The organism is Litoreibacter sp., assembly GCF_039974535.1.
Classification (GTDB): Bacteria; Pseudomonadota; Alphaproteobacteria; order Rhodobacterales; family Rhodobacteraceae; genus Litoreibacter.
The window spans coordinates 351,085-371,105 of record NZ_JBDWIU010000012.1 but is presented as its reverse complement, the minus strand read 5'-3'; the positions used below and the strand labels follow the sequence as shown (position 1 = coordinate 371,105).

At 58.1% G+C, this 20,021-nt stretch carries 20 protein-coding genes and 1 riboswitch; of the genes, 11 read left to right on the top strand and 9 right to left on the bottom strand.

Going from position 1 to position 20,021, the window contains the following annotated elements; genetic code table 11:
• Positions 1-25 precede the first annotated feature (25 nt).
• From glyS to ABJN86_RS14795, 3 genes are read right to left on the bottom strand one after another with little or no spacing between them, the layout of a single operon-like run.
• Positions 26-2,197, bottom strand: coding sequence for a glycine--tRNA ligase subunit beta (glyS, locus tag ABJN86_RS14805; protein ID WP_348363213.1), 2,172 nt, complete (start codon positions 2,195-2,197; stop codon positions 26-28).
• Position 2,198: 1 nt separating this feature from the next.
• The gene (locus tag ABJN86_RS14800) at positions 2,199-2,723 is read right to left on the bottom strand and encodes a DUF6446 family protein (protein ID WP_348363215.1); all 525 of its coding nucleotides are present in this window, start codon (positions 2,721-2,723) and stop codon (positions 2,199-2,201) included.
• The gene (locus ABJN86_RS14795; protein ID WP_348432278.1) at positions 2,720-3,661 is read right to left on the bottom strand and encodes a glycine--tRNA ligase subunit alpha; all 942 of its coding nucleotides are present in this window, start codon (positions 3,659-3,661) and stop codon (positions 2,720-2,722) included. The genes ABJN86_RS14800 and ABJN86_RS14795 overlap by 4 nt, the downstream gene beginning before the upstream one ends.
• A 189-nt stretch (positions 3,662-3,850) precedes the next feature.
• On the opposite strand from ABJN86_RS14795, the gene ABJN86_RS14790 reads away from it, so the two are divergent.
• The 3 genes from ABJN86_RS14790 to ABJN86_RS14780 all read left to right on the top strand — a co-directional run bounded on the left by ABJN86_RS14790 (position 3,851) and on the right by ABJN86_RS14780 (position 6,506).
• On the top strand, positions 3,851-5,593 hold the full coding sequence (locus ABJN86_RS14790; RefSeq protein ID WP_348363217.1) for a trypsin-like peptidase domain-containing protein: 1,743 nt from the start codon (positions 3,851-3,853) through the stop codon (positions 5,591-5,593).
• 213 nt (positions 5,594-5,806) lie between these two features.
• A complete protein-coding gene (locus ABJN86_RS14785; protein ID WP_348363219.1) occupies positions 5,807-6,238 on the top strand; it encodes a hypothetical protein in 432 nt (143 codons plus the stop codon).
• Between the two features lie 91 nt (positions 6,239-6,329).
• Positions 6,330-6,506, top strand: a complete 177-nt coding sequence (locus ABJN86_RS14780; RefSeq protein WP_348363221.1) for a hypothetical protein — start codon at positions 6,330-6,332, stop codon at positions 6,504-6,506.
• A 77-nt stretch (positions 6,507-6,583) separates the two neighbouring features.
• On the opposite strand, the gene ABJN86_RS14775 is transcribed toward ABJN86_RS14780, so the two are convergent.
• The 3 genes from ABJN86_RS14775 to ABJN86_RS14765 all read right to left on the bottom strand — a co-directional run bounded on the left by ABJN86_RS14775 (position 6,584) and on the right by ABJN86_RS14765 (position 10,468).
• The gene (locus tag ABJN86_RS14775; protein WP_348363222.1) at positions 6,584-8,164 is read right to left on the bottom strand and encodes a thiamine pyrophosphate-dependent enzyme; all 1,581 of its coding nucleotides are present in this window, start codon (positions 8,162-8,164) and stop codon (positions 6,584-6,586) included.
• 1 nt (position 8,165) lies between these two features.
• On the bottom strand, positions 8,166-9,614 hold the full coding sequence (locus ABJN86_RS14770; protein WP_348363224.1) for a TrkH family potassium uptake protein: 1,449 nt from the start codon (positions 9,612-9,614) through the stop codon (positions 8,166-8,168).
• Between the two features lie 224 nt (positions 9,615-9,838).
• Positions 9,839-10,468: a LysE family transporter gene (locus ABJN86_RS14765; protein WP_348363226.1), complete on the bottom strand. Its 630-nt coding sequence runs from the start codon at positions 10,466-10,468 to the stop codon at positions 9,839-9,841.
• 163 nt (positions 10,469-10,631) lie between these two features.
• On the opposite strand from ABJN86_RS14765, the gene ABJN86_RS14760 reads away from it, so the two are divergent.
• The 8 genes from ABJN86_RS14760 to arsH all read left to right on the top strand — a co-directional run bounded on the left by ABJN86_RS14760 (position 10,632) and on the right by arsH (position 16,957).
• Positions 10,632-11,372 (top strand): helix-turn-helix transcriptional regulator, encoded by a 741-nt coding sequence (locus ABJN86_RS14760; RefSeq protein ID WP_348363766.1) that lies wholly within the window; start codon positions 10,632-10,634, stop codon positions 11,370-11,372.
• 118 nt (positions 11,373-11,490) lie between these two features.
• A riboswitch (SAM riboswitch) is annotated at positions 11,491-11,568 on the top strand.
• A gap of 57 nt (positions 11,569-11,625) precedes the next feature.
• Entirely contained in the window at positions 11,626-12,807 is a 1,182-nt protein-coding gene (gene metZ / locus ABJN86_RS14755; RefSeq protein WP_348363228.1) for an O-succinylhomoserine sulfhydrylase, read from the top strand.
• Positions 12,808-12,996: 189 nt separating this feature from the next.
• A complete protein-coding gene (locus ABJN86_RS14750) occupies positions 12,997-13,452 on the top strand; it encodes a hypothetical protein (RefSeq protein WP_348363229.1) in 456 nt (151 codons plus the stop codon).
• Between the two features lie 101 nt (positions 13,453-13,553).
• Positions 13,554-14,654: a GTP cyclohydrolase FolE2 gene (folE2, locus tag ABJN86_RS14745; RefSeq protein WP_348363231.1), complete on the top strand. Its 1,101-nt coding sequence runs from the start codon at positions 13,554-13,556 to the stop codon at positions 14,652-14,654.
• A 145-nt stretch (positions 14,655-14,799) separates the two neighbouring features.
• Positions 14,800-15,408 (top strand): CatB-related O-acetyltransferase, encoded by a 609-nt coding sequence (locus ABJN86_RS14740; RefSeq protein WP_348363233.1) that lies wholly within the window; start codon positions 14,800-14,802, stop codon positions 15,406-15,408.
• 47 nt (positions 15,409-15,455) lie between these two features.
• Positions 15,456-15,788 (top strand): metalloregulator ArsR/SmtB family transcription factor, encoded by a 333-nt coding sequence (locus ABJN86_RS14735; RefSeq protein ID WP_348363235.1) that lies wholly within the window; start codon positions 15,456-15,458, stop codon positions 15,786-15,788.
• A gap of 34 nt (positions 15,789-15,822) precedes the next feature.
• Entirely contained in the window at positions 15,823-16,230 is a 408-nt protein-coding gene (arsC, locus tag ABJN86_RS14730; RefSeq protein WP_348363236.1) for an arsenate reductase (glutaredoxin), read from the top strand.
• Between the two features lie 25 nt (positions 16,231-16,255).
• Positions 16,256-16,957 (top strand): arsenical resistance protein ArsH, encoded by a 702-nt coding sequence (arsH, locus tag ABJN86_RS14725; RefSeq protein ID WP_348363237.1) that lies wholly within the window; start codon positions 16,256-16,258, stop codon positions 16,955-16,957.
• On the opposite strand, the gene ABJN86_RS14720 is transcribed toward arsH, so the two are convergent.
• The 3 genes from ABJN86_RS14720 to ftsY are packed head-to-tail and all read right to left on the bottom strand — an operon-like array spanning position 16,954 to position 19,867.
• Positions 16,954-17,571 (bottom strand): inner membrane-spanning protein YciB, encoded by a 618-nt coding sequence (locus ABJN86_RS14720; RefSeq protein WP_348363239.1) that lies wholly within the window; start codon positions 17,569-17,571, stop codon positions 16,954-16,956. The two genes, arsH and ABJN86_RS14720, sit on opposite strands and share 4 nt — an antisense overlap.
• 3 nt (positions 17,572-17,574) lie before the next feature.
• Positions 17,575-18,480 (bottom strand): EamA family transporter, encoded by a 906-nt coding sequence (locus tag ABJN86_RS14715; protein WP_348363240.1) that lies wholly within the window; start codon positions 18,478-18,480, stop codon positions 17,575-17,577.
• Between the two features lie 4 nt (positions 18,481-18,484).
• Positions 18,485-19,867, bottom strand: coding sequence for a signal recognition particle-docking protein FtsY (ftsY, locus tag ABJN86_RS14710; protein ID WP_348363768.1), 1,383 nt, complete (start codon positions 19,865-19,867; stop codon positions 18,485-18,487).
• Between the last annotated feature and the right edge of the window lie 154 nt (positions 19,868-20,021).

Here is a 20,021-nt window from a genome sequence, read left to right as displayed (position 1 = left end):
TTGACTTAGCGAATTGCTAAAACTGTTACCCTTCGACCTTCGTCAAATCAGCCACCCCGCCGCAAATCACACGGATACGGTGCAACAAACACAAGCGGTTACGGCGTACGATCTGGTTGTCGTCATTCACCTGAACCGCATTGAAGAACGCGTCAATCGGCCCGCGAAGCTGCGCCATCGCAGCCATGGCTTTGGCGAAGTCGCCCTGCTCCATCGCCGGTTTGATCACGGCTTCGGCGGTGTCGAGCGCTTTGAACAGGGCCTTCTCCTCGTCGCTTTCGGCGAACTTGAGGTCAGGGTCCAACTCGTAGGACACGCCGTCTTTCTCTTCTTCCTTCGACAGGATGTTGTTGGCGCGCTTGAACCCTTGGATCAGGTTTTCACCGTCATCAGTTTTCAACGCCTCTGACAGTGCCTCGGCCCGTTTCACCAAAAGGTTCAGATCGTCGCTGCCTTCCATGGCGATACAGGCGTCGATAATGTCATGACGCACGCCCTTGTCTTTGAGGAAGACTTTGAGGCGGTCGTGGAAGAAGGAGAGGAGGTCAAGATCGACTTCGTCATGTGGACCTTTCTTAAAGCGCCCCTCTACACCTGCTTTTTTGTGCTCATCAGCGGTTTGAATGTCTTGAGAAGCTACTGCTTCGTTTACCATCAATTGAAAGCGGTTAAGTGAAGTCGACCATCCAAGTTGCGGAAGTAGGTTTACCTGAACATCATTCTCCAACACCAACCGAATAACACCCAACGCCGCACGGCGCAGTGCAAACGGGTCTTTCGAACCTGTAGGCTTCTCGTCAATCGCCCAGAACCCTGTCAGCAGGTCGATCTTATCGGCCAATGCCACCGCAACCGAAACGGGCGCAGTCGGCACATCATCTGACGGCCCCAAGGGCGAATAATGCTCTTCACAAGCAGCACCCACTTCGGGCGGCATCCCTGCGGCATCCGCGTAGTAGCGGCCCATCAGGCCTTGCAGCTCTGGGAATTCATACACCATCTCGGAGGACAGATCGGCCTTGGCGACACGCGCCGCCTGCTCTGCCAGATCAGGATCAGCGCCCACAGCAGGTGCGATCTCGCGCGCCAAGGCGGCAATGCGCTCGATACGTTCTTTTTGGCTGCCCAGCTTGTTGTGGAAGGTCACGTTCTCCAGCGCGTCGATCCACGGCTGCATTTTGTCACCCTTGGCGATGCGCAGATCGTTTTCCCAGAAGAACGCCCCATCGGCCAAACGCGCAGACAGAACCCGCCCGTTGCCCGCCAGAATGGTGGCCCCTTGGTCAGCGGTCTCGATGTTGGCGACGGTCACATATTGCTCGATCCGGCCCGTTTTGGGGTTCTTCACCGAGAAGAACTTCTGATGCTCTTTCATCGAGGTCTTGAGGACCTCGGCAGGCAGGTCCAAGAACTGCTCCTCGATCTTGCCCATCAACACGACAGGCCATTCCACCAGCCCTGCAACCTCGGCCAAAAGCCCGCGATCTTCGACCACTTCCATGCCCTGCGCGAAGGCCTGATTGGTGGCGTCGGCCCAGATGTGTTCAGCCCGCTCGGAGGCGTCCAACACAACCTTAGCGCGCTTTAGCTTTACCGTGTAATCCTCAAAGGACGTTACAGAAAACGCATCCGGCGCCATGAAGCGGTGACCTTGCGTAGTGTCGCCAGATTTGATGCCGTCGATGTCCAGATCAACCACCTCGGCCCCTGCCTCATCGGACAAGATGCACAGGACCGAATGCAGCGGGCGCACCCAGCGCAGCGTGCCTGTGCCCCAGCGCATGGACTTGGGCCACGGGAAGTTGCGCACGGCGTGCTCCAGCACCTCCGCCACGATCTCGGCGGCAGGACGGCCCGGCTTGTCGATCACGGCGAACCAGACTTGGCCCTTCTTGTCGTCGCGAGCTTCCAGTTGGTCTTGGGTCAGGCCGGTGGAGCGCAAGAAGCCCGCCATCGCCTGCTCTGGTGCGCCGACCTTGGGGCCTTTGCGTTCTTCTTTGACCGCAGGCGATTCCGCCAGCAGCCCTTCCACCGACAGCGCCAAGCGGCGCGGGGTCGAGAAGGCACCAGCGGAGGCATAGCTCAGCCCCGCCTCCACCAAACCGTTGGTGACTAGCTTTTTAAGATCCTCGGCGGCACGGCCCTGCATACGGGCAGGAATTTCTTCAGAAAAGAGTTCAATCAGAAGATCAGGCATATCAGTTGCTTTCTGTCGGTCGTGCTGGGCATTCGGGGCCGACGGCTGTTCCGTCATAGGCCTTTTGCCCGCAATCATTGAGCTGCTGCCACACATAGCCGCGCCCGTCGTCGAAGATGACCACAATGCGGTCCACCCCGTATTCAATGTTCTCGCGGCCCAAGAACGCCAAGGCGCTGCCGTCTTGCAATGCGTCACCAATTTCGGTGGCGTTGAAGCAGTCGAACCAGTCGGGCGCAGTCAAAGGGATCGCGCCATGGGCCAACTCGTAGGATTCCGTCAGCAGGGAGTGCGACATCGGCGTGCTGAAACACGCGCGGTAGCGGATGGGCGATGAGGTCGCGTTGATCGCGGTGATATCATCGGCGATGATTTCCTCCGGCTCCCCGCTTGAGACCGACACCAACTCCACCGCGTCGGGGACCGCCACCTTATCGTAAAAGTGGTAGACCTGCAGGTAGTAGAGGCCCGCGCCCGCTATCAGAGCAATTACCATGATCCCGATCCCAATTATCTTGCCGTTCATGCGGCTGGTTCAGGGGTGTAGCCCCCTGCCGCCGTCTGAACAAAGGCATCCGCACAAGCGACCGTCAGCGTGCGCACCCGCCCGATGTAGGCTTGGCGCTCGGTGACCGAGATTACCCCACGCGCGTCCAGCAGGTTAAACAGGTGGGACGCCTTGATGCATTGATCGTAAGCCGGTTGCGCCATGACGATGCGGCGGCCTGTCTTTGGATCGTCTGCAGGCAGCGCCAAGATGCGGGCGCATTCGGCCTCCGCGTCCTTGAAGTGCTGCAACAGGGTGTCTGTGTCGGCCACGTCGAAGTTCCAACGCGCATATTGCGCCTCGGCCTCGCGGAATACATCGCCGTAGGTCAACGGGATCGGCGCGTCAGGGTCGTTGAACGGCATCTCGTTGCCGTCGTCATAGCCCAGCACATACATCGCCAAGCGCTCTAGCCCATAGGTCAGCTCGCCCGAGACAGGTTTGCAGTCATGCCCGCCGACCTGTTGGAAGTAGGTGAACTGCGACACCTCCATGCCGTCGCACCAGACTTCCCAGCCAAGCCCCCATGCGCCAAGCGGCGGGCTTTCCCAGTCGTGCTCCACAAAGGGGATGGCGTGCAGCCCCATGTCGATGCCGATGGCTTCCAGAGAGCCGAGGTACAACGCCTGCAAATCCGGCGGGGACGGCTTGATGATCACTTGGTACTGGTAATAGTGCTGCCAGCGGTTCGGGCTGTCGCCATAGCGCCCGTCGGTGGGGCGGCGCGACGGCTGCACGTAGGCGGCCGCCCAAGGCGTGGAGCCTAAGGATCGCAACGTCGTCGCAGGGTGGAACGTGCCCGCGCCCACTTCCATGTCGTAAGGCTGCATGACCGCGCAGCCCTTGGCCGCCCAGTAGTTTTGCAGACGCATGATGATCTCCTGAAAGGAGCGCGGTTTTGGTAGCGTTTCAGCCATGATGCTTGCCCTAATGGTAGTTTGGCTTCTCAATAGGCAACCCGTGTGGAGGGGTCAATCAACTCAGCCCCTCAAACAACGCTGTGATCACGAGGTTTTCGGGTGCGCTTGCTGCCCCAGATGATATCTTGCGCCAGATAAGAATCGGGGCGGCCTTAGATCGCCTAGGGGATCAATGGGGATTTGAGTATGTCGCGCAGTGTTTTTGCCGCTTTGTTTTTGACCGCATCGGGGGTCGCATTCTCTGCTGCGGCACAATCTTGGGTGCAGGTCGAAGCATTGCCCAACCTGCGCACGGCCGAGGAACGCGCCCGCGCCTATAGCTCTGCCCTGAAGGATGTGAACGGCTTTAGGCTTGGCTCCGGTTGGTACGCATTGACCCTTGGCCCATATGACGACGAAGAAGCCCAAGATAAACTGCGCGAATTGCGCGGTGCAGGTATCATCCCCAACGACAGCTACATCTCCGACAGCGCGCCATACCGTCAGCAATTTTGGCCCATTGGCGGAAATGCCACGGCCCCAGCCCCATCCACCGCACCCGAAGCTGCACCAGAGGCGACTGAACAAGCGACAGTGGAGCCCCCCACTCCAGAACCGGTAGAACCCGAAATCGTTGAAGAGACACCGCGCCAAGCCCGCGCGTCCGAAGGATTGATGAGCCGCGACCAGAAGAAAGAGCTGCAAGTCGCGATGCAATGGTTTGGCTTCTATAAGTCCACCATCGACGGATCATTCGGCGCGGGCACCCGCAACTCCATGGCACAGTGGCAAGAGGCAAACGGCTTCCGCGCCACGGGCATCTTGACCACCACCCAGCGCACAACCTTGATGGACAGCTACAACGGCGCTTTGGCCGCATTGGGACTGGGCGTGGTCAGCGAGGAGAAGGCGGGTATCGACATCACCATGCCGATCGGCCTCGTGGAGTTTGAAAAATACGAATACCCCTTCGTTCAATACGGCGAAAAGAACGGCAACGGCATGCACGCCATGCTTATCTCGCAGCCCGGTGACGCGGACACATTGTTTGGCCTCTACGAGATCATGCAAACGCTGGAGATTGTACCGCTGGAGGGCGAGCGCTCAAAGGGACGCAGCTCCTTCACGCTGACGGGGCAAAACGACAAGATACACTCCTACACCTATGCTCGCACTGAAGGCGGCTACGTCAAAGGCTTCACCCTCGTGTACCCGCCCGCCAAAGCGGCGGAGATGGAGCGTGTCATTGAGATCATGCAAGACAGCATGGTCATCAAGGAAGGCACCCTGACGCCAGACTTGTCCGACGAGGCCACCCAAGGCGTAGACCTTTTGTCCGGACTGGATGTGCGCCAGCCCACTTTGTCACGCTCGGGCTTTTATGTGGACGGACGCGGCCGTGTTTTGACCACCGCCGAGGCCGTAAAAGCCTGCGGGCGCGTCACTTTAGACGGCACATATGAGGCCAAGGTCACAGCGACAGGAAACGGCTTGGCCCTGCTTGAGCCTGACACCAGCCTTGTGCCGCTGAACTACGCCCGCTTCTCAACCTCCCTTGGTCGCTTGCGCGCACCTTTGGCGGTTGCGGGGTATTCCTATGAAGGCGCGCTGGACGCTCCGACGCTGACCTACGGCTCTTTGCAAGACATTAAGGGTTTGGGCGGCGAGGAAGAGCTGGCACGTCTCGATCTTGCGTCTCTGCCTGGCGACGTTGGCGGGCCGATCATCAACGAAACGGGGGCCGTAACAGGCATGTTGGTTGAGCACGGCATCGATGGCAAAGCGCTGCCAAGCTCCGTACGCTTCGCGTTGAAGGCAGGTGAATTGGCCACATTCCTAAGCGAGAACGGCGTTGTTGTGGATGCCAGCGACAGCACATCACAGCTAGACGCGGAGGACTTGGCAGTGTTTGGCACTGACATGACCGTGCTGGTAAGCTGCTGGGAATAGGCGAAATTGGGCAAGAATGGGGCATATTTGCCCAGTGCCCCCTCAATTTTTGCATAGCTGATAGAACCACAAAACATAACTCGCACGAAAAAGCCTATATTTTACGCACTCTGTGCATTTGCGCACGATCACTGTTTATCAATCGCTCTAACGGTCTTCGATTCAGAGGACTAGGTAGACGTCAAACAGATCCACCAGATTAGGATGATTGATATGACACATAAGAATTCGCTTAACTTCGCCTCCGGCCTTCGCACCACACTTATCGCAGCTGCTGTAACATTGGCCGCTGTGCCTGCTGCCTTGGCTGGCAACACAAACACAGGCTTGCAGAACTTTCTGAACGAGCCCACAGATTTCGTAGTCTTGTCCGAAGGCGCGCCGGGTTCGGTGACCTTCGCCTCCATGATGGGCAACAAACTTGCGATCCAGTATTCGGTTCCGACCCATGCTGGTGACACATTCGGCGAAATCGTCGGCACCATCGACCACCAAGGCGTCTTTGTCGGCAACAGCGTGATGATCACGCAAGACGGTCAGGGCCGCGCGGCTCCGGTTTCCATGTCCTTTGACGACAATGGCTCGCTGCTCGCCTCCGACAATGGTGCAAACTTCGTGCCAATGGCGCTCTACTACACTGAGTAAACAAACCACCGGCGGCATGGGTCCTCCCCCCATGCCGCTGGGCCGCATTGCAGATGTTGCCCCTAGGGTCCGAGCCCGATATGCTCCCCGTATGAAACATGTCCCAAAAGAAACCACCGATGATGCACTTATTCAGGAATTCCTGAACAAAGGCGGCAAAGTCAGCGTAGGAAAAACCAAGCCGCTGAAACCCGAGTTGGGTCTCAGCAACAATGTTTGGAACAACAAGCTGACCAAAGAAGAAAAAGCAGCCCGCGACAAAAAGTAAGCGGGCTTGGCTACAGGTGCCCTAGCTATGGGGTACGCTCGCTTTGTCGAGGCGCCTTACTGGGCGCCAATACTCGTCTACTGCGCCGTCTCTGGCGTGATGTGGATCAGTGTCGGCCCCGCCGCACCCAGCGCATCCTTGATAGCCCGCTTGAAGTCTTCGATTGAGCGAGGCGCTGCGGCCCTTGCCCCGTATGCCTCGGCCAATTTGACGAAGTCGGGGTTGCGCGCGATCACCGCATTTGGGGCGATTTGGGCGCGGGTCATGCTGTCTTCGATCTCTTTCAGCTTGCCGTTGTCCCAAACGATGATCGGCAGGCTCAGCCCCAGCTCCACCGCAGTTGCCAATTCTTGGATGTTGTATTGGAACCCGCTGTCCCCGTTGAGCGAAATCACCGGCTCATTTGGCCGTCCCATCTTGCCGCCAATCGCGGCGGGCAAGGCGTATCCCAAAGTGCCAAAGCCCGACGGATGATGCCAATGGCTGGGCCGAGACATGGGATAGGTCTCATTCGCGACGTAAGCGAATTGCGTCATGTCCGAATAGATCATCGTCTCGGGCGGCAAAACGTCGTGCAGAGCCTCGACCAAAGGCACAATGCCGGGGCGGTCCGCATCAGACTCGTTGCGCCACAGCTTGCGGGTGTTTGCAACCGTCTCCGCACTCCAATCGCTGGAAGACGCCTCCAACATCGGCGCAAGAGCCTCAACGAACACGCGGCAATCCGCCAAGACAGGATCGGTTGGGTGATGGCGATCCACCAGCACCTCTGGGTCGAGATCAACGCGGATCAGTGGGCAATCATGCCCCAAAGGATCACGCCACAAGTCGCATTCTGACAGCTCACTCCCCAGCACTAGCACCACATCGGCCTGTGCCATGATATCTGCGCTGCCTGTGCGCCCCAAGGTCGCTCCGAAGTTCAAAGCAGTATCATCGGCGCAAATCCCGCGCCCCGCGTTGGTCATGAAAATCGCAGCCCCCGATTTGGTTGCGATCTCCGCGGCGAATGCCCCTGTATGCTTGGCACCACCGCCAAAGATCACAACAGGACGGCGTGCCTCCGCGAGCATCTTGGCGATACGCGTCAGTTGATCCGTGTTTGGCGCATCGAAGGCAATCTGCACTTCGCGGAGGGGGGCTTCGGCTGCATCCGCCTCCAACAAGGCGATGGGTGCGTTGATCAACTTGGGACGCGGACGTGACGTCTGAAACTCCATCAGCGCGCGGTCTACCAAGTGATACGCTGCATCTGCCGTGCGGGCCGTTTGCGACCATTCGGCAACCGTGGCCCCTGCCCCTTCTTGATCCAGCATTTGGTGCAACTGCCCACGGGTTGCCACGACCTCATCCAAGCACGATGCGATCACAAGTAACGGCACGCTATCCGAGTAGGCCTGCCCAACCGGGTTCAAAATATTGCACAATCCGGGCCCCGTGATCACATATGCCACGCCCGGCTTACCGGTTGCGCGGGCATAGCCATCCGCCATGAAGCCTGCGCCTTGTTCATTGCGGGCCAGAACATGGGTGATCCCCGCCTCCTCGATCCCGCGGTACATCTCTTGGTTGTGCACACCGGGGATGCCAAAGATCACTTCGACGCCGCGGTTCTTCAACATATGCGACATCTGCGCGCCAAGGGGTTTGATGGACATGTTATGCTCTCCAGAAACGAACAGTGAAAATTGCGTAGACGGCCAAAAGTTCCAGCCGCCCGATGAGCATGGAGCCCGCAAGCAACCATTTGGCGGTGTCGTTCAGGCCCGAGAAATTGCCAGCGGGTCCGATCTCATCCCCTAACCCCGGCCCGATGTTGGCCAGCGCGGATGCAGCACCCGAAACCGAGGTAATGAAATCCAAGCCCGTCATGCCCAACAGCACTGACAGGACCCCCATGGACACAAGGAACAGTACAAAGAACGACATCACCGAGGATATAACATCCTCGCTCACCGGCTTGCCCTCGTAACGGGGTTGGAAAATACCATGTGGTGTGTGGATGCGGCGGATCTGCGACTTGATGGATGCGAATAGCAATTGGTAGCGGAAAATCTTCACCGAACAAGCGGTTGAGCCCGCGCAGCCCCCGACAAGGCCAAGGAAGAAAAACAAAGCCACCGCGAAGCTGCCCCAAAGCTGGTAATCAACGCTGGCGTAACCCGTCCCAGAAATGATGGAGACGACGTTAAACAGCCCCTCGCGAAACCCCACCGAGACCGAGTCGCCAAGGGCATATAGGCGGAACAAGGTCAGCAAGATCGTTACCAAGAAGATCGCCACCAAATACGCGCGAAGCTGGCTGTCGCGCAGCAACGGCTTGGCCGAGCCAGAGAGCAACTGCACGTAGCGCACAAATGGCAACGACGCCAAAATCATGAAAAATGACGCCACATATTCCGGCGCGCCCTGAAACGCTCCAAACGACGCGTCCGAGGTCGAGAAGCCGCCGGTGGACATGGTGGTCAACGCGTGGTTGATCGCCTCAAAGGCCGACATGCCAACCAACGCATAGGCCACCCCACACGCGATGGTCAGGCCGATGTAGAAGTAAGCGATTTGCGCTGCAATTTGCACCGCGCGGGGCAGCACTTTTCCCATTGTGTCGAAGGATTCCGAGCGGAAAATTTGCATGCCGCCGACGCGCAGCTCTGGCAGGAACACCATCGCCACAACGATGATACCAATGCCACCAAACCACTGCAGCATAGAGCGCCACAGCTTCAAGCCCATGGGCAAGTCCTCAAGCTCTGTGAACACCGTGGCACCTGTTGTGGTCAACCCGGACATCGACTCGAAAAACGCGTCGACATAAGACGCCTCGGTCGCGCCGATGTACATCGGTAAGGCTCCGAAAATCGGCAACGCCAGCCACACACCGGTGGTCAGCAAAAACGTTTGTTGAATGGTCAGCCGGTTGCCGACCCCGTTGGATGTTGCCAGTGCGACAAACACCCCCACACCAGCCGTGATCACCGCGCTCTCAGCGAAGGCAGCCCAATGGCCATTGCCAGCCCAAAGGTCCAGCGCCATCGGAATCAGCATGGAAGCCCCAAGGCAGGCGGTTAAAAGGCCAATCACATAGGCCACTGGGCGTGCATCAAACATAGCGCCAAGGCTTGAAGCGGCGGTGGCGCAGTGTCAAGCGGTGGCGCGATCTATGCCTAAGTTTGAGGCAATATGTTTGGGTGGCGCCTCACGCCGCATATTGCGCTTTTGGGATGGCGCGTTGCCCCTCGAGTGCGGATGAAACGCCCCCTATTGTTATAGGGGCGTGTCCCCAATTCCATTTTTGCACCCATGGTGTTCGCGGAAACTAACTTCGGCCTTTTTCAGGCGCCATCTCGTAGCGTTTTTAGTCCTAACGTAACCGCAGCGCCGATTAGGAATACACTCCCAATCCGGTGAACCAGCGCCGTTGCATTGCCCTTCAACTTTGCGGCCAGCCAGTTGGCGCTGGCGCCATAGCTGCTCAAAAAAAGTCCGTCTACGATCAGGTACGTGATCGAAAGGGCCAAGAATTGCGGGACAAAAGACATATTCGGGTCGATAAATTGCGGAAACAGCGCGGCAAAGAACACGACGGCTTTGGGGTTGGCTGCAGAGGTTAGAAAACCTTGGCTCCAGAGCATCGCCAGCGACGCAGATCGTGCCGCATTTGCCGCCGAATTGGTGTGACCTGCGTTGCGCCACATACGAATACCCATCCAGACCAGATATGCCACTCCAGCCCACTTCACGACCGTCAGGGCGTTGTGCGAGGCAACGAGGAGCGCGGCCAGTCCAAGGCCCGCCGCAAGCATCTGAAATGCATTGGCAGTTAGATCGCCGGCCGCCGTCGCAAGTGAGGGCCTAAAGCCATGCGTCAGGCTGTTGGATAGCATCAGCAAGTGGCTCGGCCCTGGCGTGATCATGAAGGCGAGGACCGTCGCAAGATAAGTCAGCCAAATCTCGAAGCTCATTTGCTGATCCGCGTATTTAGATACTCATGGTTCACGCTCGTCTCAACTCCAACACTCATGTCATCTCCTTTGGGATTATGTGTGATGTACAACTTGACCCGCTCCATGAATGGGGCCATTTTTCTAGCAATCGGGCCAGCTTCGGAGACGCAAATTGAACCAAATGGGCACCTCGGCTGCGGATCCAATTCAACAGATTGGACGAGCTGTCGTCATTTTGTCGAAAGACTATGCTCCTGAGCACTGCACCGAGTTGCATCAACACTCACGCGCGCAGTTTCTGTTTGCCAAGACAGGAACGATGCGGGCGCGAACCGCTCTTGGATCATGGATCGTGCCACCCGGGTACGGCTTGCTCATTCCTGCCCACGCGGAACACCAGATCGAGATGTTCGGGATGGTCGCCCTCCGCTCGGCATATATTCATACCGCCGCTCTACCTATGCGACATCAAACAAGGTGCAGCGTCATACATGTATCGCCCCTTCTATTCGCTTGCATTGATCGGCTATCCGCCGAACCAGCAGAATACGATCTTGGCGGGATAGCTGGGCACATTGCCGCAATCATCATCACTGAAATTGCGGACACACCGCCGTCGGCAATGGCTTTGCCATTTCCCACAGCGCCAAAACTTGGCCCCCTTGTTCGCGCTATGCTCAATGATCCGTCCGACCCACGATCAATAGACGATTGGGCGAACGAATTAGCGATGAGCAGGCGCTCTTTTACGCGCTTGTTTCGTAGCGAAACCGGCATGTCATTCGATCAATGGCGTCAGCGGCGGCGGTTTCAGGCTGCTTCGGAGTTAATGGCCCTTAAGATGCCGATGCCTCAAATCGCCGCTGAGGTAGGGTATGGATCCGTGTCTGCCCTTAAAGCCATGCTGGCGAAGTTCGAATAAGGGCTCAAAGCCAAGCTTCACCCCTACGCCACCGTGTACCTCACAAATGTGTTCTCTCGCGGCGAAACCTTTCGTCAACCGCCCTCACGACCTTGACCCCACCCTCACACAGGAGTATCCAAAAGTCCGTGGCGATTTGTTACCGGATTGCGGGCCACGTTAAATATGCTGCTAAAGAGGATGGATTGCTATGAGCCTCCCCCCTTTTCCCGGTGGAGGCTTTTTATTTGGGTGACGCCCAAAAGAGGATAATATGACAAAAGACTGGTCCCCCCGCACGAAATCCGTCCACAGCGGCACACGCCGCTCGCAGTACGGCGAGATGTCCGAAGCGATATTCATGACGCAAGGCTTCGTCTACGACAGCGCCGAGCAAGCTGAAGCCCGCTTTATCGAGAGCGGTCCCGACGAATTCATCTACGCCCGTTACGGCAACCCCACCGTGCGCATGTTCGAGGAACGCATCGCCGCATTGGAAGGCACCGAGGACGCATTCGCGACCGCATCAGGCATGGCAGCCGTAAATGGCGCGCTGACGTCCATGCTGAAGGCTGGCGACCACGTTGTATCTGCCAAGGCGCTATTTGGCTCCTGCCTCTATGTGCTGGAAGACATCCTGTCGCGCTTCGGCGTTGAGGTCTCCTTTGTCGAGGGCACCGATCTGGCCGCATGGAAAGCCGCCGTGCGCGATGACACCAAGGCCGTGTTCTTGGAATCTGTGTCCAACCCAACGCTGGAAGTGATCGACCTGAAAGGCGTGGCCGACATTGCGCACGCCAAAGGTGCGCTGGTTGTGGTCGACAACGTCTTTGCGACGCCGGCCTTCTCAAATGCCGCCGAGCTTGGCGCGGACGTCATCGTCTATTCCGCCACCAAACACATCGACGGCCAAGGCCGTTGTCTAGGCGGCGTGATCTGCGGCACACGCGAGTTCATCCGCAAAACGGCTGAGCCCTACCTCAAGCACACTGGTGGCTCCTTGTCGCCATTCAACGCTTGGGTGATGCTGAAAGGCCTTGAGACCATTCATCTGCGTTGCAATGCGCAAGCCGAGAGCGCGCTGTTCATTGCGGAGGCGTTGGAAGGTCACAACAAGCTGGACCGCACCCTGTATCCCTACCTGAACTCTCACCCGCAACAGTCTGTTGCAAAAGAACAAATGAAGGCTGGTGGCACGGTAATTTCCTTAGATATCCAAGGCGGCAAGGACGCGGCTTTCAGGTTCCTAAACGCGTTGGACATCATTTTGATCTCCAACAACTTGGGCGATAGCAAAGCCATTGTGACCCATCCGGCCACGACGACGCACCAACGCCTGAGTGAAGAACAGCGGGCGGAATTGGGCATCACTGACGGGCTTGTCCGCATCTCGGTCGGCTTGGAAGACAAGGCTGATCTGTTGGACGATATCCGCCAAGCGTTGGACGCCGTTTAACACTGTAAAACAGACCAATTTGGCGCGGCCTCCCAATGGCCGCGCCACCAAGCAGGACCGTTAAGCTGATACCGATCATCAGAAACTCTTGATGGTCATCACAGCCACCCAATGCATCAATGCCGCCACCAGTTGGGCAAATACGCATCTACGCTGACAGACGCCCACGATTTACCCAAAGGGGGCGCAATGCGAGATTTAGACCTAGAGACATTCAAGAAAGTTGTAATGGCCGGAGTTGTCGGCGAGTTGCTATTCGAGGCCTACTCGTGGCTGCTATCTCCCATCCTGTTTGGCCCAATACTGGAGCCTGCCAAGCTGGTCACCGCCATCGTCGCCAAGGTAACCGGCGTCGTTCTGCCTTATGGGCCAGCCTTTGTTATCCACTTCCTAATTGGCTCCGTCCTCTTTGCCTTGATGGTTTACGCATTGAACAAGATTTTGAACAAGGGCTACGTGTTGGCAGGCCTCGTGACGGGCTTGATCTTGTGGTTTGTCGCCCAAGGCATGCTCGCCCCCTTCATCGGGCGGCCCTTCATGATGGAATTTGGCGCGTACACGCAGTCCTCCTTCATAGCGCATACCAGCATGATGCTTGTGATCGGGTTCGTCTTGTCGAAATTGATGGCCAGCAAACCCGACTAAACAACGCAGAGCGAACAAAATAAGTCGGTTTTCCTTTGTCAGGTCTGGTTTGCCCCCCATATAAGAGGGGCAAGCAGCCGCGACCCAAGGAGGGAAGCCCGATGAACGTCCATAGCCCCGAGCCTGATGAGCCGACCCGCGAAGAGGCCGAAGCCGCCCTTGCCGTGCTGCGCCAATGGGCAGGCACCGCCGACCCCGTAGTGGTGGCCGAGTTGGACCCGCTCGTGTCGCGCCTGATCCCCGGTGCGGAGCTGGCCAATTACCCTGCCCTTGCGCGCGCCTACCCCGAAGCATTCGCGGTGGACGAGGCCTATAAAGCCAGCATGCCCGACCTGCAAAACGGCCCCTCCTCGCTGATCCGTGGGGCCAAGCAGCACATCCAACACGTCGGCATTTCGAACTTCAGACTGCCGCTGCGCGTTCATTCGCGCGACGGTGATGACCTTACGCTGGAAACCTCGGTCACCGGCACCGTATCGCTCGACGCGGAGAAGAAGGGCATCAACATGTCGCGCATCATGCGCAGCTTCTACCGCCACGCCGAGCAGACCTTCAGCTTCGAGGTAATTGAAGAGACCCTAGATGCCTATAAGACCGACCTTGAGAGCTTTGACGCCCGCATTCAGATGCGCTTTTCCTACCCTGTGAAGGTCGAAAGCCTGCGGTCCGGCCTGATGGGCTACCAGTATTACGACCTCGCGCTAGAGGTCGTGGACACCTCCGGAACCCGCAAGAAAATCCTGCATTTGGATTATGTCTACTCCTCCACCTGCCCCTGCTCGCTGGAGTTGTCAGAGCACGCCCGCCAATTCCGCGGCCAACTGGCGACGCCCCATTCCCAACGCTCGGTTGCGCGGGTGTCGCTGGAGGTGGATTGCGACGCCGACTGCCTGTGGTTTGAGGATGTGATTGAGCTATGCCGCGCCGCCGTCCCAACCGAGACGCAAGTCATGGTCAAACGCGAAGACGAGCAAGCCTTTGCAGAGCTAAACGCAGCCAACCCGATTTTTGTTGAGGACGCCGCACGGTCCTTCTGCGAACAACTCCAAGCCGACCCGCGCATCAAGGACTTCCGCGTGATCGCTTCGCACCAAGAGAGCCTGCACAGCCATGACGCCGTATCGGTCATGACCGAAGGCCCAACCTTTGCCGCCGACAGTTTGGACCCCAAACTGTTCAACACGCTGTTTCACGTCGGTTAAGCCTAGGCACCCTGCTTGGCTGCATAGATTTGGCCTTTAGCGCAGGCCATGGCAGATTGCAGCGCGCATTCAACGGCCTCATGAATTGACACGGATCTATTGATTTGACAGTGTTTTCTTAGCCAGATTGATGTAAAGGGTTCCTGTGAAAAACTATATCTCCCGACAAACATCGGTAGAAAAAAGCGCAGTTCTTGAGGCACCTGTACGATTTTTCGGAACATGTCGGGTTCGGGAAAACTGTTCAATTGGGCAGTTTACCTTTATAAATGACAAGACGACTTTATTCCCCGAAACCACCATTGGTCGGTATTGCTCAATCGGGAAATCAATCGAAATTGGCGCACCAACCCATCCAGACGATTGGGTGACCAGCAGTCCTGTTGCCTTTGCGATTGAAAGGCATTTTCCCAACGAAAGCTCAATATTTCCCCAGTCCGAATTCAAACAGTACAAGCCGACGGCAATCGGTTCTGATGTGTGGATCGGGTCGCTTTCGATTATCTTTGCGGGGGTAAAAATTGGGCATGGTGCAATCATCGGCGGCGGATCAGTTGTGACCTCCGACGTGCCGCCATACGCCATCGTCGCGGGCACCCCCGCCAGAGTATTGCGGTACCGCTTTGATGAGGCAACAATCCAACGCTTACTTGCCACTCAATGGTGGAAACTGGAGCCCGCAGACGTCGGCAGACTTGATCTTGATAACCTTTCAGAAACTCTCGATGAGTTAGAGGCAAAAGGCTCGGTCTAACTTTTCAAATATTGACTCGCATTCATTATATCTATAATTCCCGATATATGGATAAAAAGCATGCACTCGACGCCTTCGCCGCCCTCAGCCAGCCCACGCGTCTTGACGTGTTTCGCCTTCTTATTAAAGCGGGCAAAGACGGGATGACGGCGGGCGATATTGGCGCGACTTTGGAGGTGCGCCAAAATACCATGTCCACCAATCTGGCGATCCTCACCCGCGCGGGTCTGATCCGCAACGAGCGGAACGGCAGAAGCATCCGCTACTTCGCCAACTTTGACGGGGTACGCGGCTTGCTCGGCTTCCTCATGGAGGATTGCTGCGGCGGGCATGCGGATCAATGCCAACCCCTTATAGATAAGGTTGCCTGCGCTTGCTAACGCCCCCAAAACACACGAACCGAAAGAGACCTTCATGAGCATTGTCATTCACCACAACCCTGACTGCGGCACCTCACGCAACGTGCTGGCGGCCCTAGAGGCCACGGGCGAGGCGTTAAGCGTTGTAGAATACCTCAAAACCGGCTGGACGCGTCCGCAACTCCTCGCACTATTCGCCGCCGCTGGCCTAACCGCGCGCGACGCCTTGCGCACGTCAAAGTCCCCAGCCAAGGAGCTTGGCCTCCTGGAGCCATCCGTCACCGAAGATGCGCTTCTTGACGCGATGCTGGAGCACCCGATCCTCGTGAACCGCCCCATCGTGTGCACCCCCAAAGGCGTGCGCCTGTGCCGTCCCAGCGAGGTTGTGTTCGATCTCCTTGATGCGGCACCCGAAGGGCTGACCAAAGAAGACGGCAGCGCTTTTCACACCACGTCCAAATAACCCCACCCTAAGCAGAAACAGTTCAATGACCGACACCCCCCAACTAGACGACGCGTATTTCGCGCAGCCCACGCTTTTGCAGGCGACACCCTCCAGCACACATAGACCGCGCATCGCGATGCTTTACGGCTCCCTGCGTGATCGCAGCTTCTCGCGCCTCATGACCGAGGAAGCCGCCCGCGTCCTGACCCGCATGGGCGCAGAGGTGCGTATCTTTGATCCACGCGACCTGCCCCTGCCCGACAGCGAGGACGCGGACCACCCCAAGGTGGCCGAATTGCGCGAGTTGGTCACATGGTCCGAGGGCATGGTCTGGTGTTCGCCCGAGCGTCACGGCGCCATGACCGGCATCATGAAGTCACAGGTCGATTGGATACCCCTCAGCCTAGGCGGTGTGCGCCCGACCCAAGGCAAAACGCTGGCGGTGATGCAGGTCAACGGCGGATCGCAGTCGTTCAACACCGTCAACCAGCTGCGCATCTTGGGCCGTTGGATGCGCCTGTTGACGATCCCGAACCAATCCTCCGTGGCCAAGGCCTTCTTGGAGTTCGACGACAACGACCGCATGCTGCCCTCCCCCTACTACAACCGCATGGTGGACGTGATGGAGGAGCTGATGCGCTTCACCTTGCTGACCCGCGACGTCAAGGACGACCTTGTAGACCGCTACTCAGAACGCAAAGAAAGCGCCGAGGAATTGTCGAAACGGGTGAACCAGAAGGCTTAAGCGTCTTCTTTTTCCGGCCCTTCCGGCTCATCCGAGTAACGCTGCAACATGCCCGCTTGCGCCATGAAGAAGGCGAACATCGCGGCCGGAAAGCCGAAGGTTTCGATTTTCACCCAAGCGTCGGTCGACATCAATCGCCACACCAGCTCGTTCGCCACAGCCAATGTGGCGAACATCAGCGCCAGCCGTTTGGTCAGGATCATCCACCCCTCGGGCTTAAGCGGCAAGAAATCGTCCAAAACATATTCCAACCACGACCGTTTCAACAGCAGGCCCAACCCAAGCACGGAGGCGAAGAAGCCGTAGACGATGGTGGTCTTGATCTTGAAGAACTTCTCGTCGTTGAAATAGATCGTCAGCCCGCCGAAAAAGATCACCATAAAGGCCGTTAGCACCTGCATCCGGCTCAGTTTCCCGGTCAACTTCCACAAGATACCCGTCGACAGAAGCAGCAATGGAACGAACAATGCGGTCACAACGATAAAGCCGGAATATTCAGTTCCGCCAATAGTGTAGACCTCTTCCTTCATCTTTATGTAGGCCACAAAGAACAGCAGAACAGGCCCCAGTTCCAACGCCGATTTCAACCCTTGAGAGATTTTCTTCTCAGCCATGCTCTAGCCTCCTACTTCCACAATTACCGCGCCCAATGCGATGAGCGCCATTAACGTCAGGCGGCGCGGACCGACCTTTTCGCCCAAAACCAACCAGCCAATCAAGGCCGCAAATACCGTTGATGTCTCTCGCAGCACCGCCGCCTCGCCCACATTGTCGAGGCGCGTGGCCAGCATGATCGACCCAAAGGACATAAACGCCACAAATGCGCCGATGACCCCACGCGCCATCAAGGGGCCAAGCGTCGGGCGCTCCGTCTTGCGCCACCACAGGTATGCGGCCAGCGGCGGCATGAAGAACAGCCCGTCTATGAAGAAAAACCACGCCAAAAAGGTGAACGGGTTGGCCGTCGCGCGGATGCCGTAGGCGTCATAGGTGGTGTATGCGGCGACCAAAAGCCCCGTGGCCACCGCAAACCAAAGTGCAGGCACCAGCGTATCGCGGTCCACCGTGATGGTGCGCAGGTTATATGCCGCCAGCCCATAGATGCCCGCTAGCAACGTCGCGACCCCCAGCCACTGCACCGCGTTGAAGGTCTCGCCGAACAAGAAATACGCCCCGATGACCGCAAACAACGGCCCCGTGCCACGCACGACCGGATAGACGACCGTGTAGGCCCCTTTGGTGTAGGTGAAGCCTTGCAGCAGCTTGTAGACCACATGGATGACGAAGACCGTCGCGAAGATCGGCCACATATGCGGCTCCGGCCACGGCACCACGAACAGCGCGAAGGGCGCGGCCATCACGCCGTAGCTGAAATCAATCGCGCCGCGCGACAACCATGGGTCATGGCGCCCCTTTTGCAGCGCCCCGAATATGGCGTGCAGCAAGGCCGCCATCAGGGCCAAGGTCAGCGCCAATTGGTGCCCCGCCTCGGTGCCTTCTAGGGAGATGAGCCATTCGCTCATAGGGTCACTCTGTCGCCGTCCCCGTTAGGGCTTGGGCGAATTCTTCAGGGTCAAACGCAGCCAGATCGTCGATCTGCTCCCCCACGCCGATAGCGTGAATGGGCAGCCCGAACTTATCCGCCAAGGCCACCAACACACCGCCTTTGGCTGTGCCGTCCAGCTTGGTCATCACCAAACCCGACACATCGCTGATCTGGCTAAACACATCCACTTGGTTCAGCGCGTTCTGACCCGTCGTCGCGTCCAGAACCAGCAAGGTGTTGTGCGGAGCCGTCTCGTCCTTCTTGCGGATCACGCGAACGATCTTGGCCAGCTCCTCCATCAAGTCGGCCCGGTTTTGCAAGCGACCCGCCGTGTCGATCATCAGCAGGTCCGCGCCGTCGGCTTCGGCTTTCTCCATCGCCTCAAACGCCAAGGACGCAGGGTCGGAGCCTTCAGGAGCCGTCAGCACAGGCACGCCCGCGCGGTCGCCCCAAACTTGCAATTGCTCTACAGCAGCGGCGCGGAAGGTGTCGCCTGCGGCAATCACCACCTTCTTGCCTGCATTAGAGAATTGCAGCGCCAGCTTACCAATGGTCGTCGTCTTGCCCGACCCATTGACCCCTACCACCAACACCACCTGAGGGCGCTTGGGGTAGATCGGCATGGGCTTGGCGACAGGCTCCATGATCTTGGTGATCTCGGAGGCCAGCAGGTCCTTAATTTCTTGGGTGGACAGCTTCTTGCCAAAGCGCCCTTCCGCCATGTTCGCCGTGACTCGCAGCGATGTGTCCACGCCCATGTCCGAGGCGATCAGCAGCTCCTCCAACGCCTCCAGCATATCGTCGTCCAACTCGCGGCGAACAACAACTTTTTGCTCCTTGCGCCCAAGCATCCGGCCCAACAGACCTGGCTTCTTAACGGGGGCTTCCGGCTCATCCGTCCCAGCCAAAATCGCCGCGGCTTGCGGCGCATCAAGTGCTGCGACCACATTGGCCTTGGCGGTTTCTAAGTCTTGCGCTGCTTGGGCTGCGGCGTCCTCTGCGAGTTTCGCTTGCGCGGCGGCGTCTCCTGCTGCCTGCTTAGCCATGCGCTCAGCTTCCTCAGCCTCTGCCGCTTCCTTGGCGGCGCGCGCCTCATCTGCCGCGCGCTTTTCCGCATCTCTGAGCCGCTGCTGTTCCGCCTGTGCCGCTGCCTCCTGTCGGGCCTGCTCTGCTTTCGCTTCTGCTTCAAGCTTGGCGGCGACTTCAGCGGCATGGGCCTCTTGGGCTTGTTGCTCATCTGCCAACCGCGCAGCGGCCTGTTGCGCCTCCTTGGCGGCAAGGGCTGCAGCTTCTACCTGACGGGCGGTTTCTGCGTCTTGGCGGGCTTTTTCCTCGGCCTGCTTGGTCGCTTCTGCTTCCGCCACGCGTGCGGCTTCTTCCTGCGCGGCACGTGCCTCGCTCAGGCGTTTGGCCTCTTGAGCTTCTGCTTCCTTTGCGGCAATCGCCGCCGTCTCAGCGACACGCGCCTCTTCGGTCAATCTTGCGGCTTCCGCCTCAGCCGCCTGTGCAGCTGCGCGC